Here is a 13797-nt window from a genome sequence, read left to right as displayed (position 1 = left end):
TAAAATTCAAAGTTTTGGGATATTTTTAATCATTTCCACTCTCATTAAATAATCATAAAGTGGAACTAACTGTTTAAATCCTTTTGCCAATTTTTTAGGTAATTCTTCATTTAGCACATCTTCAACATGATTGTTTGTTACCATCACAGCTAAATTTTTACGGTTGTACCAGGTCGCGATCTTTTCATCTTGTTCTTTAATTAATGGGCGTTTATAACTTTCACCAACCAATTCAAATGGTTTTTTAACGCAGCGAGTCATATCTAGAAAATTATTCGTATCATTAAGAATTTCTTGTCGAAAAATATCCATTGTCTGTTTTGAAGAACAATAATAACCAAGTCCATATTGATAACTACTTGGGGTTATTTCAAAAAAGTAAGCAGGCGCTTCTTTCCAATCACGATTAGGTCGTTTAAATGTTAGCCATAAACGACTGCGATAAAGGGATTTATCATTAGAAAACCGCGTATCACGATGAATACGCGATATCGTTTTACCAATCGCTGGGCGCGTTTCAAACCATTCATCAATACTAAGCATTTCTGGTGTGAGTTGTTCGACCAGTAAGCGAAAAGGTTTAATTAAATCGTTGTCATAAATTGCACGGTGCTCTTCAAACCACGGTTTACTATTGTTGATCCAAGCATCTTGTAGAAAATTGAGCCCTGCTTGCGTAAAACCAGTAAAGTTTGCCATTGCTTACTCCTTAAATAATGTTCTTACTTTTTCTAAATCTTCTTGAGTATCTACACCAATTGCAGGAGATTGTTTGGCAACTGCCACATGAATTTTTTCACCATACCAAAGCACCCGCAGTTGTTCTAACATTTCAATTTGCTCAAGGGATGATGGAGCCCAATTGATATATTGTCGAATAAAACCTGCACGATAAGCATAAATGCCGATATGACGTAGATAAAAATCACCGATGCTTGATTGCTTCAGTAAATCGGTTGATTTAGCAAATCGATCACGCTCCCAAGGAATAATTGCACGAGAAAAATATAACGCATAACCATCTTTATCGGTTACAACTTTTACTGCTCCAGGATTAAAAGCCTCTTGTGGTGAATCAATAGTTACAGCTAATGTTGCCATCCCCGTTTTATATTGCACTAGGTTTTTAGCCACCTGATCGATAATTACAGGAGGAATTAATGGTTCATCACCTTGCACATTAACAATTATCTCATCATCAGCGAATTGATAACGATTAATCACTTCAGCTAAACGTTCAGTGCCTGAATGATGCTTATCACTAGTTAGAATAACTTCACCACCATACGCTTTAACCACATCAAAGACTTGCTGATGATCAGTAGCAATAATAACACGATGGGCTGAAGATTTTTGTGCTTGCTCCATAACACGTACAATCATTGGTTTACCATGGATATCTGCCAATGGTTTAGCGGGTAAACGACTCGAAGCATACCTAGCTGGAATAATAACCGAAAATTTCATAACTAAAGCCTTATATTCTTTTATTCTTTAATAGATGGTGATTGGTTGAATGATTGTGCTTCGGATTCAAGCAATACAGGAATATTATCTTTAATCGCAAAAACCAGATTATCCGCTTGGCAAATTAATTGTTGATGTTCTGCATCATACTGCAATTGTCCATGGCATTTAGGACAAGCAAGTGCACTTAATAAAATTTGTTTCATTTTTTATTCTCTTTGAGATTTATTTTATCTAATAATAAACAGATATGATCAATGGCTGGTTTTGGTATCACAGCATCAATAGGCAAAAACCACCAATTGGGTTCAGCAAATAGCTGACATTTGACAGCATCTTTTTCAGTCATTAACAATGTCTGCTCACGACGTGCGACATTATTTAATAATGATAAGGAAAATTTTTGATGATCAGCAAAAGCGACGGTTTTATTTAAGTCAGCCTTCATACTAATCAACATATCAAAAAATCTTTGTGGATTACTAATACCAGCAACGGCACAAATGTTTGATAACGAAGATAACTCTTTCTTTTCTTTGGTTAGCAAATTAATCACATATTTTGGTATTAATTGCATGGTGTATGTTTTATCGGGATATTGCTCGACTAAATTATTTACACTATCACCATTTACGATAATTAAATCAACCGATTTCAACCGATTGCTTCTCTCTCTCATTGGACCTGCTGGCATCCACCAATTATTACCAAATAATCGTTTACCATCCACTACGACAATTTCAATATCTCGAGCTAATGCATAATGTTGCAGACCATCATCAGTTAAAATTACATCTAATTGGTTTTTTTTTAATAATGCTTTAACGGCTTGGCAACGATTAGGCGAGACGGCTACAGGAACATGGGTTCGTTGATAAATGAGAACGGGTTCATCACCTGCCTGATCGGTTGTTGTCGTATTATCTAAAATAAGTGGATAGTTTTCCGCTTTGCCCCCATAGCCACGTGAGACAAGACCAACTTTCAATCCTTTTGCTTCCAACGCTTCAATTAAACTGATAGCCAATGGCGTTTTGCCATTACCTCCTACCGATAAATTACCAATAACAATGATAGGTACGGGTGAGTGCCAGGATTTGAAAATACCCATTTTATATAAAAAGCGACGAACAAACGCAATTATTCCATATAATAGAGAAAATGGTATTAGTAACCAAAATAACCGATTTTTACCATACCAAAGTTTTTCAATCATCACGTTAATATCACTCAATTATGTTTATAGTTTTTTGTATATCTTTTCGATATAGCATTGACTAAATTAGTTGCTTACAGCAAAAGATAAGTTATTTTACTCATAAATCGGTAAACTACCAAACCAATCATGATACCATCTTGGTTTAATTTCACTGCGCATCGTTTTTAATACCCATTTTTGATTTTCAAAAATCAGACTGATTTGCCCTGTTTTAGCAGTAATATAGTAATCTATGTGTAGATCTTGATATCTTGCTACTACATTACCAGATGGTAACTTCCATGGATTATATCGAGAAGTTGAGGCTAATGCTTTTACTGGTTTAACATGATTTAAAAAAGCATAACTAGATGAAGTACTACTTCCATGATGAGGAATTTGCAATATAGTTGATGCTAATTTATTTCGATATTTTGTTACTAATTGATATTCTTGATTACGTTCTAAATCCCCAGTTAAAAGTACTGAAAAATGCCCATCGCTCATCTGTATCACACACGAATCGGCATTTTGTGCATATTGAACTAATTGAGTTGGCCATAACACATTCAAAAACAAATGATTCCAAACAATAGTGTTGCCCGCTAAACATTGATGATGGTTATCTAATGCTGAAGATGAGCTCATTAGCCAAGCTTTAGGAAAACGACGTTGAAGTAAAGCTAAACCGCCTATATGATCATTATGTTGATGGCTGATGATGATCCCATCCAAATTCAAATTATGCCATCGTAAAAAGGGTAGAATAATCCGCTCTGCTGCGGAAGTTTGTTCCCATCTAGCTCCCGTATCAAACAAAATTGCTGATTTGCCATTATGAATAACAATCGCCAGTCCATGCCCAACATCCAGCATATCTAACCGCCAATAATTCTCTGGTTGTTTAAAAAAGGGGGTGCAAAGTATCATCAAGATTATTAATAATGTAACACTAAAGCGCCGCCATAACTCGGTACGTACAACAACCAAGGAGAGCCAACCGATAATACTTAAAAGATAAAAATCAGGAGAAATATCAAGCCATAAAAAATTAAATTTATCCAAGCAGATAAATAGCCATTCCAGCGATTTATTCGCAATAAACCAACACCATAACGCAAGATGCGAACAATGAATGACACTAAATAACAGCGCTAAAATAATAGCAGGCAAAGTGAATAAGGTAATAACAGGAATAGCAATCAAGTTTGTTAACAAAGAGACCAAACTTATCCCTTGAAAGATAACCAATTGAATAGGTAACAATAATAAGATCAAACCCAATTGCAAATGCAACAACCTGAACCAATACCAACGTTTTTTATTGTTTATCACTTTAGGCAAAGGTAACCAATCAAATAAAAAAATTAAGCTTATTACCGCATAACAAGATAACCAAAAACTTTCAGATAGAATCATTAACGGATCAAAGAATAATAATAGTGCAATGATACGATTTAATTTTTGCCAGGCACTGATTTGACTATTTTTGAAACGTAAATATATCCAAATAGACAATGCTAGTATAGCACGTAATGTAGGGGGACTAAGCCCAGTTAACCAAGCATAAAATAGTGCGCCTAACCATCCTATTATCAGTGGGAAAAAAAAATATATAAAACGCTGAGGAATAAAAAACATCAAAACTTTTATAAAAGTACAGCAAAGACCAAAAATCAGCAAAATGTGCATACCTGAAATAGCCATTAAGTGTGCAACGCCTGTTTGCATCATAATGAAACGATGCTCATCAATCATTTGACTGCGATCACCAAAAGCGAATGCCAATAAAATACCTTGATAAGTAAATGAATCAATGTAGGGTAACGAATGATCAGCGATAAACTGCCGAATGTTCAAATTATCTTCAATTAACTCTGCTTGAAATAATTTTGCAGATAGAAGGTTTCGATTGGCTACAGCAAAACGTTGGCTATCAAATCCACCTTCATTTAAATAGCCATGTACTGCTTTTGTTTTCAAAGTTAATTGCCAAATTTGCCCTGCTTTTGGCTTGATTTGTTGATCCCAATATACCGATATGGTTACCTTAGGGTATATAAAAGGTTGAGAATCATCATTGACTGCAATTTTTACATAATAAGGATCTGTTGGCGTAGTTAAATCTTGAATGTTTATACTTTTAATTTCTGCTTTTACCACAACAATTTTGTCGATGTATGGCTCAATTCTTGTAAAATATTGTTTACAATACGCTATAGACCATAAAAAACTAATAGAAAATACAGAAATGACAATCATATAACTTTGCAATTGAAACGGCACAATCAAAATTAAAACAATTAATATTGAAACTATGATATACCATTGAACATCACCGAGCAGTGAAGGTAAAAACATCAATGGCAAACAACCCAATGAAAATATGATTGCCAATAAATCAACTGATAATAATTGTCGCATTAATCTAAATAAGCTTCATTTGATAGAACACTTAACATATCGCATGGTGATTTGAATTAATCAATGTATCGTGTAATGTTAGAGCTGGCTTCCAATTTATCTATGAATTGAGAGTAATTTTCAGATAATAAGTTTATTTCATCATTTTATTGTGAAAATATTGTTAACTATCAGAACAAAAATAAGGTTGATTTGATAATAAAGAATTGCTAATGTAGGGAAATTTTATAATAGTATAGTAATTTATTGACAGTCGTGATTAAATGGTAGTGAAATAAAAAGCCTTTGATTTTACTCAAAGGCTTCAAAAACGATAATATTTACATATTACGCTTTAGCAGCATTATCCACTCTTTCACGTAATTCTTTACCCGGTTTAAAGTGAGGAATATATTTGTGTTTAACTTCTACATTACCACCAGTTCTAGGATTTCTTGCTTTACGTGGGGCTCGGTAATTTAAACTGAAACTACCAAAACCTCGAATTTCAACACGATCATTACTTTCCATAGCCAAAGCGATCTGTTCGATAATATCTCTCACAGCATCGTCAACTAGCTGCACGGGAAGGTGTGCCCGCCAGTTGGCTATTTTTTCTGCTAAATCTGATCTGTTCATGGTCACTCCTAATTAATTTTTGCGCGGCATAAAATCAATTCATTTTATACTACAAAAGAAAAAGAGGGCAAGCCCTCTTTACTCTTTGCATAAACAATTTTTACTCAGTTTTTGATGCTGCTTTAAATGCTTCCGCCATTGCGTTAGTAAATGATGCATCTTCTTGAGTAGTCGTGTTATTCACCGCTGCAAGTGCTTCTTTTTCGTCTGCTTCATCTTTCGCACGAATTGATAACGAAATTGCACGAGTTTTACGATCGATGTTAACAATCTTAGCTTCAACTTCATCACCAGCTTTTAATACAGTAGTTGCATCTTCGATACGTTCACGAGCGATATCTTGGGCTTTTAAGTAACCTTCAATACCTTCTGCGATTTCAATAGTTGCACCTTTAGCATCAACTGTAGTAACAGTACCTTTAACGATTGTGCCTTTTTTGTAGTTAGCAGCAAAGCTACTGAATGGATCATCTTCAAGTTGTTTAATACCTAAAGAGATACGTTCACGTTCTGCATCAACTTGTAACACAACAGCTTCGATATCATCGCCTTTCTTATAAGATTTAACAGCTTCTTCACCAGGCATATTCCATGAGATGTCTGAAAGATGAACTAAACCATCGATACCACCATCTAAACCAATGAAGATACCAAAATCAGTAATTGATTTGATCTTACCGCTAACTTTATCACCTTTATTGTGTGATTCAGCAAATTGTAACCATGGATTTGGTTTACATTGTTTAAGACCGAGAGAGATACGACGACGTTCTTCATCAATTTCAAGAACAACGACTTCAACCACATCACCTAAGCTAACAACTTTAGATGGGTGGATGTTTTTGTTTGTCCAATCCATTTCAGAAACGTGAACTAAACCTTCAACACCCGTTTCAATTTCAACAAAACAACCGTAATCAGTTAAGTTGGTTACTTTTCCAGTTACTTTAGTTCCTTCAGGGTAACGTTTAGCAATTGATACCCATGGATCTTCGCCTAATTGTTTTAAGCCAAGAGATACGCGTGAACGATCTTTGTCAAATTTAAGTACTTTAACAAGTAATTCTTGACCCACTTCAACCACTTCACTTGGATGTTTAACACGTTTCCAAGCCATATCAGTGATATGAAGTAACCCATCAACACCGCCAAGATCAACGAATGCACCGTAATCAGTAAGATTTTTGATAATACCTTTAACTTCTGAACCTTCTTGTAGATTTTCAAGAAGTTGTTCTCTTTCTGCACTATTTTCAGATTCAATAACAGCACGACGTGAAACAACTACGTTGTTACGTTTTTGGTCTAATTTAATAACTTTTAATTCGATTTCTCTGTTTTCAATATGAGAAGTATCGCGTAATGGACGAACATCAACAAGCGAACCAGGAAGGAACGCGCGAACGCCATTTAGATCAACCGTAAAGCCACCTTTAACTTTACCATTGATTACACCTAATACTGTTGCAGCATCTTCAACTGCTTTTTCTAATGTTAGCCACGCTTCGTGACGTTTAGCTTTTTCACGAGATAAGATTGTTTCGCCAAAGCCATCTTCAATAGAATCAAGAACGACATCAACTACATCGCCAACTTGAACTTCTAATTCGCCTTGTGCATTTTTAAACTGCTCTACTGGAATTGCTGATTCAGATTTTAAACCAGCATCAACTAAAACAACATCTTTGTCGATTGCAACGACAGTACCACGGATCATATTACCAGAACGAGTGTCTAGTTGATTTAAAGACTCTTCAAAGAGTTGAGCAAAAGATTCAGTCATATTTATATACTTTAGTTAAAATTAACGTCCACATTACATCCTGTCTTGTGGGGTTGTTGGTGATACTCCATACATCCTTATATAGGAGCTAGTTCTACACTGCAAGAAAAAACTTACAATGCAAGTTCTTTATTTATATACTTAATAGATTGATTGAAAACATCTTGAATAGATAGGGATGTGGTATCAATTATTAAAGCATCATCCGCAGGTTTAAGTGGCGCAACAGTTCGATTTCGATCGCGCTCATCACGCGCAGTTATCTCCTGCAAAATTTCGGCGAATTTAACATGATTTTGCTTCTCTTGCAACTGTTTCATTCTTCTTTCTGCTCGGGACTCCGCACTCGCATCCAGAAATATCTTAACAGGCGCATCTTTGAACACAACACTTCCCATATCTCGACCATCAGCAATTAATCCTGGTGCCTGTCTAAAGTCTCGTTGGCGTTGTAATAAAGCGGTTCGAACACTATTCATTGCGGCAACTTTTGAGGCTGCTCCACCGGTTTGTTCTGTGCGAATCTCTTTTGAAACATCGAGATTATTTAACAAAACTTTTACTTCACTACCAGTTGTATCAAATGCCAATGGCAAATTAAACGCTAATTGGGCAAGTTTTTGCTCGTCATCAAGAGCAATATTTTGTTTAAGCGCCGAAAGTGCAAGAACGCGATAAATTGCTCCGGAATCCAAAAGACGCCATTTAAAATGATTTGCCAACGCTTGACATAATGTACCCTTACCAACACCACTTGGGCCATCAACGGCAATAACAGGAACAGATCGATTCATTTTATTCTTCACTTAAACGTTTAAATTGTTCAAAATAATCTGGAAAAGTTTTCATTGTACATTTAGGATCTAATATTGTTATTGGTGTATCCGATAATGCCACTAATGAAAAACACATTGCAATACGGTGATCATTATAAGTTTTTATCTCAGCATGGGTTAATTTAGCTGGAGGAACGATTGTAATATAATCTTCACCTTCATCAACCGTAGCGCCAACTTTTCTTAATTCAGTTGCCATCGCATATAAACGGTCAGTTTCTTTTACGCGCCAGTTATAAATATTGCGAATTGTTGTTGGTCCTTTCGCAAAAAGTGCTGTTGTTGCAATGGTCATTGCTGCATCAGGAATATGATTCATATCCATATCGATGCCATTTAAATCACAACTAGTACACTCAATATAGTCATCTGCCCAAGTAATTTTAGCGCCCATTTTTTCAAGTACATGGGCAAACTGAGTGTCGCCTTGTAAACTTTTTTTACCGATACCTGTAACTCGTACTGTACCACCTTTAATCGCAGCAGCAGCTAAAAAATAAGAAGCGGATGAAGCATCACCCTCAACCAAATAATTGCCCGGCGATTGATAACATTGGTTGGCTTTAATTGTAAACTTTTGATAATGATGATTTGTGACTGTTACACCAAAAATCGCCATCATTTTAATTGTAATATCAATATAAGGCTTAGATACTAAATCTCCAATTATCGTAATTTGAGTATCGTTTGGCGCCAATGGTGAAGCCATTAATAATGCAGTTAAAAATTGGCTAGAAACTGAACCATTAACCTGAATATTACCGCCAATAAAACCACCATGAATGTGTAATGGCGGATAACCTTCATTTTCAAGATAATCAATTTTAGCACCACCTTGACGGAGAGAATCAACTAGGTGACCAATTGGACGCTCTTTCATGCGTGGCTCACCGGTTAGTACAATATTATTATTGCCTAAAGATAAAGCCGCAGCGAGTGGTCGCATTGCGGTACCAGCATTCCCTAAAAAAAGTTTTAAGGCGTTTGACGAAGGTAACATACCACCTACACCTTCGACATCACAGATGGTTCTATCATGTGATAGCTGATACTTCACACCCAAAGCCGATAAAGCATCTAGCATATAGCGGACATCATCACTATCAAGTAAATTGGTTAAACGCGTATTACCCTTACTCAAAGCGGATAATAGTAATGCACGATTAGACACACTTTTAGAACCGGGTAAATTAATGGTGCCGTTAAATTTTTTTATTGGTTGTAAAGTTAAGGATAACATGATGACTCTCTTTAATATTTATTGTAGTTTTTTAAAATTTATCTAGTGTTGTTTTTAACAAATCAATGGCATGCTCATCTTTGGCACTATTTTTCCATAATCTATCAAATAACGAGCGATAGCGTTTAATGGCATCATTCGAAGAGGTAATTGAAGCAATACCTGTTGTCACATTTGGTAATTCGCCTAAACGAAAAGGGCTCATTGCAAGTGAAATTGGCTCACCATTTTGATAAAAAATTTGAAAAGCAATTGATGGAATCGCTTCTTGAGTAATAGCGATGGTTGGCGCATAAGATTGTTGTTCAATGAGTTCAATTAAATGATAGACTTCTTTACGAGCAAGCAGCATCCTTTCTGATTTTTTACCTGGCGAAATGGTTAAGTTACCGACTAAGCCGATATGCAAAAAACGTTCAACATTACGTAAACTAATTAAGTTTATCACCTTAGGAATTGACTGGTAAAATTGTATTTTACGATGTTTTAAAATTGACAAAATAACTGCATATTTTTGCGGTTCAATTGACTCACTAGACTCTTCTATCATCATAGCTAAATGATTAAGATAGTTTGGTGAAGTTAATAAAAATGAGAAAGGATCGAAATGAGAATAAATATGAGTTGATTGTTCTTCAAGTTGTCGCATACGTTCAAAAAAACCTTCGCCACTTGAATAATATTCTGTATCAATTCCAAGTAAACTTGCAAAAGAGGTATTGAGTAAAAAAGCCAACCGTTCTAATGTTTCAATTTTAACAATTTCACCTTTCTCTAACCGATATACCGCTGCTCGTGAAATTTTAAGATTTTTTGCAACATCTTCTGCTTTTAGCGAAGCAGCAATACGATATGCGCGCAAGCGCTGACCTATAGCACAATAATCAATCGTTCCAGTAATCATAATACACTCAAAACATTAGGATTTTGGCAGTGTATCACATGGTGATAACAATGCCAATTTTTGTAAAAATTTATCAGGTTGAACCTATTTTTAGGTTCATATTTAAAACAGAAATCAGTTTAATAGAACCTTTTGTAAAGCTGAAACTTTTTCATATTCGGTAAATTCTGAAATTGCTTCTGGTTGCTTTGCATCAGTTTGGCGTTTACCTAATACTTGGGACGCTAAGACTAAACCTTTGGGTTCTATAATGGAGCGATGATAAAAGTCAATAAGATCTTGCTTGGTGATTTTCTTCACTTGCTCAATTTTTTTTGTCAATGAATCAAACGCGAAACGGTTATTTCGATAGTCAGGTAAATAACGGCTTAATTCTTCATCTAAAGTTTGTGGTGGCATAGTCAATTCTTCAAACACTGCTTTTTTATATTGATTAATATCATCTTTAGATAAAGCCTGCAATTTATTTGATATCACTGGATAAAATTCTTGATAGCGTTTAAATAAATAAGCTGGATCATATTGGTTACTTTGTACTGTAAAGCTTATTCCTATGGAATCACCTATTGTCATCGGAGTTGCAAATACTGCATAACCTAATTGTTCATTAGTCCGTATTTGATCATAAAACCATGGGGATAGGATTTTAGACAAAGTATAACTTAATATACCACTACGAATTCTATTATAGCCTGTTGGAATATAACCCATTATTAAGGCATTATCAGTACTCTTTGCTTGTTGAATAATTTTAGCATCCAGCGAATTTTTGATAATAATGTTTTCACTCGGTGTATATTCAACATCCCGTACTAATGTTTTTTGGATAGAGTGGTAAAGATCTAAAGAGTTCTCGTTAGATAAATTACCTAAACTAATCATATATGGCACAGAGCGAGAAAGTAAGTTATCACGATAATCGACAATATCTTTAATAGTAATATTGGCCGTAATTTGACGTCGTTCATCTCGTTCAAAATAACGAGGTAACACAGATAGAGCATTAATGGGTTGAACAGCTAGCCAGTAACTTTTAGCATGATCGGCATTATCAAGTTTTTGTAGATACCAAGATTTCGCTAAAGCTAAAGTTTGTTCATCAATAGTGACATTACGATAACCATCAAGAACGGCTGTCACCATTTTGGATAAGTGTTGACTAAAACCACTTGCTAAGATCATCAAGCCATTATCACCTTGAGTGGATAACGAGATCCCCGCTACCGCAGCTTGAAATTGTAAATCACTCAAACTTCGGTTTGCAATATAGTCAAGTAATTCAAAAGCGACATCCGCTTTGGCTGAAGCAAAGGCTTGATTGCTACGCAAAGAGACGACAATAGCAGCTTTAGGTTCATTTTTGAAATACTGACTTACAAAATGGATATGATTACCACGTTTACTAAACTCTGTTGGTTGAGCTTGATCATAATTTTGTTTCACAATTGAGAAATCATCAGGAATATAAGGATTTAATTGAGGTAAAGAGAAGGTAAAACTCTTACCCAATGTTGACCAACGAGCTTTTTGTTCGCTAGTGATATTTTCAATTTTATAAGGTGCATTGACAAAATAAGCAGTTTTATCCGTGTTTTGATCTGGTGAAATCACCCAAACTCGGGTATTATCAGGCGTTAAACTTTTCAAGCGAGCAATAATTGCCGCTTTATCAAAATTAGTGGCAATGTAATTGGAATTTAATATATTTTGTACTGGATATAACAACATCTGATCAGATAGCCATTCAACATAAGACATATCCCGATCTACATCTTCATACTTAAATTCTAAAGCTAGAACTTTTTTAAGCTCTTCATAATAGGCGTCAGAAACACCCTGCTTTTGAATTAATTGTAAATAATTAAAAATCGCACCAATCACTTTATCTTTCTGAGCGAGGCCTTCATCAGTTAAACTGACATTTATACTAAACGTACCACTATTACCATAACGTATAGAATCATAAGTTGAACTTATTGCTTCAATTAATCCTTGCTTTTTCAGTTGATCGGATAATGTATTTTGGCTGTTATTGCTGATCAAATAATTGATATATTCATCGGTTTTATCGGCAAATTTAGCCAAATTACTTTCCATTGGGAACTGTAAAAATAGCACTTTTTTCGGTTGTGCTGGCACCATAGCAATTTGTTTACTTAGTACATTTGGTGTTAAAGCCGGTTTATCCACTTTAGGAGCAGTGACATTTCTATTCGGAATTTTGCCAAAAGTTGTTTCAGCTAATTTTGCCAATTTACTAATAGATTGATTACTATAAATCACCCCTACCATAATATTGGATGAATAGTAATTTTTATGAAATGCGACTAATGCATCTTGTAATTTACTGTTTGGTTTATCACTTAATGTTTCTAAGTTACCGCCTGCAAATTGCGCTGCAGGATGATCAGGATTGATGGTTTCCGCATTAACTTGCCGGATTCTAAAGCCATCGGTTGATCTGGCCATTGTCATTTCAGCATTAACCGCATTGCGTTCTTTATCCGCAAAATTAGAATCTAATTTAGGTTCCGCTATCGCATCGGCCAAATAATCCATCGCGGTATCTAAAGCACTGTTTTCAACTTCAAAATAAAAAGCAGTTCGATGTGCAGCAGTACTGGCATTATAGCTGCCCGCATGACGGTTTAAAAATTCGGAAAAACTTGAGGGTTTAGGGTACTTTTTGGATCCCATCAGTACCATATGTTCTGTGTAGTGAGCTAATCCTTGTTGATCTTTAGGATCTTGCAGTGATCCCACTGGTAAAGCTAATGAGCCTAATGATTTTGCCGCTTTAGGATCGAATACCAATAGTACCCGCATTTGATTGGCTAATTCAATTACTTCATATTGACGCTTATCGCGATCACTTTGTTGTATTTTCTCTAAAAGCGCTGGGAAGGAAATTTTGTTTTCAATTGCAAAAGAGGAATTAAAAATAAAAAGCACTGATATTATAAAAAAAATAATTTTTATCTTATCCATATAATCTTCGCCTAACAAAAAAATAATATTATAGTCTTTTTTTAAGCAATTAGGGAGAGAAACACACATTATTTGCACGTTAAAATTTCTTAACAAAAATTAACGAAGGTCAAATTTCTTTTGTCTAAAAAGAATACTATAATCCAATCACTACTGTTGAATAAGTAATCTCAACCATAATACGGTCAGTTCAGTAATGTTATAAATTGTTTACCATTTTATTTCACAAAAATGATACGTTCTTATCGGTATCAGAATCAGTTCAAATTAACACTATTAGTTAGTAGCTGCAATTGATTCAAAGTAGTTTAGATTTTTATCGAAAATGCATTGATTCAA

General features: G+C 35.0%; 11 protein-coding genes. All 11 read right to left on the bottom strand.

Translation table 11 applies throughout. The features are described from left to right. Positions 1-6 precede the first annotated feature (6 nt). The 11 genes from J3U19_RS10225 to ptrA all read right to left on the bottom strand — a co-directional run bounded on the left by J3U19_RS10225 (position 7) and on the right by ptrA (position 13458). On the bottom strand, positions 7-699 hold the full coding sequence (locus J3U19_RS10225; RefSeq protein ID WP_267341916.1) for a DUF2461 domain-containing protein: 693 nt from the start codon (positions 697-699) through the stop codon (positions 7-9). Between the two features lie 3 nt (positions 700-702). Continuing rightward, the gene (gene kdsB / locus J3U19_RS10220) at positions 703-1467 is read right to left on the bottom strand and encodes a 3-deoxy-manno-octulosonate cytidylyltransferase (protein ID WP_267341918.1); all 765 of its coding nucleotides are present in this window, start codon (positions 1465-1467) and stop codon (positions 703-705) included. A gap of 20 nt (positions 1468-1487) precedes the next feature. Next, a complete protein-coding gene (locus J3U19_RS10215) occupies positions 1488-1673 on the bottom strand; it encodes a Trm112 family protein (protein ID WP_267341919.1) in 186 nt (61 codons plus the stop codon). Continuing rightward, the gene (gene lpxK / locus J3U19_RS10210) at positions 1670-2683 is read right to left on the bottom strand and encodes a tetraacyldisaccharide 4'-kinase (RefSeq protein ID WP_267341957.1); all 1014 of its coding nucleotides are present in this window, start codon (positions 2681-2683) and stop codon (positions 1670-1672) included. Before lpxK ends, J3U19_RS10215 begins: the two co-directional genes overlap by 4 nt. 96 nt (positions 2684-2779) lie before the next feature. After that, positions 2780-5089, bottom strand: a complete 2310-nt coding sequence (locus J3U19_RS10205; RefSeq protein WP_267346232.1) for a DNA internalization-related competence protein ComEC/Rec2 — start codon at positions 5087-5089, stop codon at positions 2780-2782. 327 nt (positions 5090-5416) lie between these two features. Continuing rightward, positions 5417-5707, bottom strand: a complete 291-nt coding sequence (locus tag J3U19_RS10200) for an integration host factor subunit beta (RefSeq protein WP_267341923.1) — start codon at positions 5705-5707, stop codon at positions 5417-5419. Positions 5708-5807: 100 nt separating this feature from the next. Then, entirely contained in the window at positions 5808-7490 is a 1683-nt protein-coding gene (rpsA, locus tag J3U19_RS10195; protein ID WP_267341924.1) for a 30S ribosomal protein S1, read from the bottom strand. 113 nt (positions 7491-7603) lie between these two features. Continuing rightward, positions 7604-8284, bottom strand: coding sequence for a (d)CMP kinase (cmk, locus tag J3U19_RS10190; protein WP_267341925.1), 681 nt, complete (start codon positions 8282-8284; stop codon positions 7604-7606). Position 8285: 1 nt separating this feature from the next. Beyond that, positions 8286-9566, bottom strand: a complete 1281-nt coding sequence (gene aroA, locus J3U19_RS10185; protein ID WP_267341926.1) for a 3-phosphoshikimate 1-carboxyvinyltransferase — start codon at positions 9564-9566, stop codon at positions 8286-8288. 31 nt (positions 9567-9597) lie between these two features. Then, a complete protein-coding gene (locus J3U19_RS10180; protein WP_267346231.1) occupies positions 9598-10470 on the bottom strand; it encodes a helix-turn-helix domain-containing protein in 873 nt (290 codons plus the stop codon). A 114-nt stretch (positions 10471-10584) separates the two neighbouring features. Further along, positions 10585-13458 carry a pitrilysin gene (ptrA, locus tag J3U19_RS10175; RefSeq protein ID WP_267346230.1) on the bottom strand — a complete coding sequence of 958 codons (2874 nt, stop codon included), beginning with the start codon at positions 13456-13458 and terminating at the stop codon, positions 10585-10587. Positions 13459-13797: the final 339 nt, after the last annotated feature.

Source organism: Gilliamella sp. B2828 (genome assembly GCF_026537125.1).
Taxonomy (GTDB): domain Bacteria; phylum Pseudomonadota; class Gammaproteobacteria; order Enterobacterales; family Orbaceae; genus Gilliamella.
This window is presented reverse-complemented; position numbering and strand designations above follow the sequence as displayed.

What these genes read in the sequence shown, in the direction of transcription:
- cmk (WP_267341925.1), bottom strand. Translation starts at nt 8,284, where the DNA reads ATGAATCGATCTGTTCCTGTTATTGCCGTTGATGGCCCAAGTGGTGTT.
- lpxK (WP_267341957.1), bottom strand. Translation starts at nt 2,683, where the DNA reads ATGATTGAAAAACTTTGGTATGGTAAAAATCGGTTATTTTGGTTACTA.
- ptrA (WP_267346230.1), bottom strand. Translation starts at nt 13,458, where the DNA reads ATGGATAAGATAAAAATTATTTTTTTTATAATATCAGTGCTTTTTATT.
- J3U19_RS10205 (WP_267346232.1), bottom strand. Translation starts at nt 5,089, where the DNA reads ATGCGACAATTATTATCAGTTGATTTATTGGCAATCATATTTTCATTG.
- J3U19_RS10225 (WP_267341916.1), bottom strand. Translation starts at nt 699, where the DNA reads ATGGCAAACTTTACTGGTTTTACGCAAGCAGGGCTCAATTTTCTACAA.
- J3U19_RS10180 (WP_267346231.1), bottom strand. Translation starts at nt 10,470, where the DNA reads ATGATTACTGGAACGATTGATTATTGTGCTATAGGTCAGCGCTTGCGC.
- J3U19_RS10200 (WP_267341923.1), bottom strand. Translation starts at nt 5,707, where the DNA reads ATGAACAGATCAGATTTAGCAGAAAAAATAGCCAACTGGCGGGCACAC.
- aroA (WP_267341926.1), bottom strand. Translation starts at nt 9,566, where the DNA reads ATGTTATCCTTAACTTTACAACCAATAAAAAAATTTAACGGCACCATT.
- J3U19_RS10215 (WP_267341919.1), bottom strand. Translation starts at nt 1,673, where the DNA reads ATGAAACAAATTTTATTAAGTGCACTTGCTTGTCCTAAATGCCATGGA.
- kdsB (WP_267341918.1), bottom strand. Translation starts at nt 1,467, where the DNA reads ATGAAATTTTCGGTTATTATTCCAGCTAGGTATGCTTCGAGTCGTTTA.
- rpsA (WP_267341924.1), bottom strand. Translation starts at nt 7,490, where the DNA reads ATGACTGAATCTTTTGCTCAACTCTTTGAAGAGTCTTTAAATCAACTA.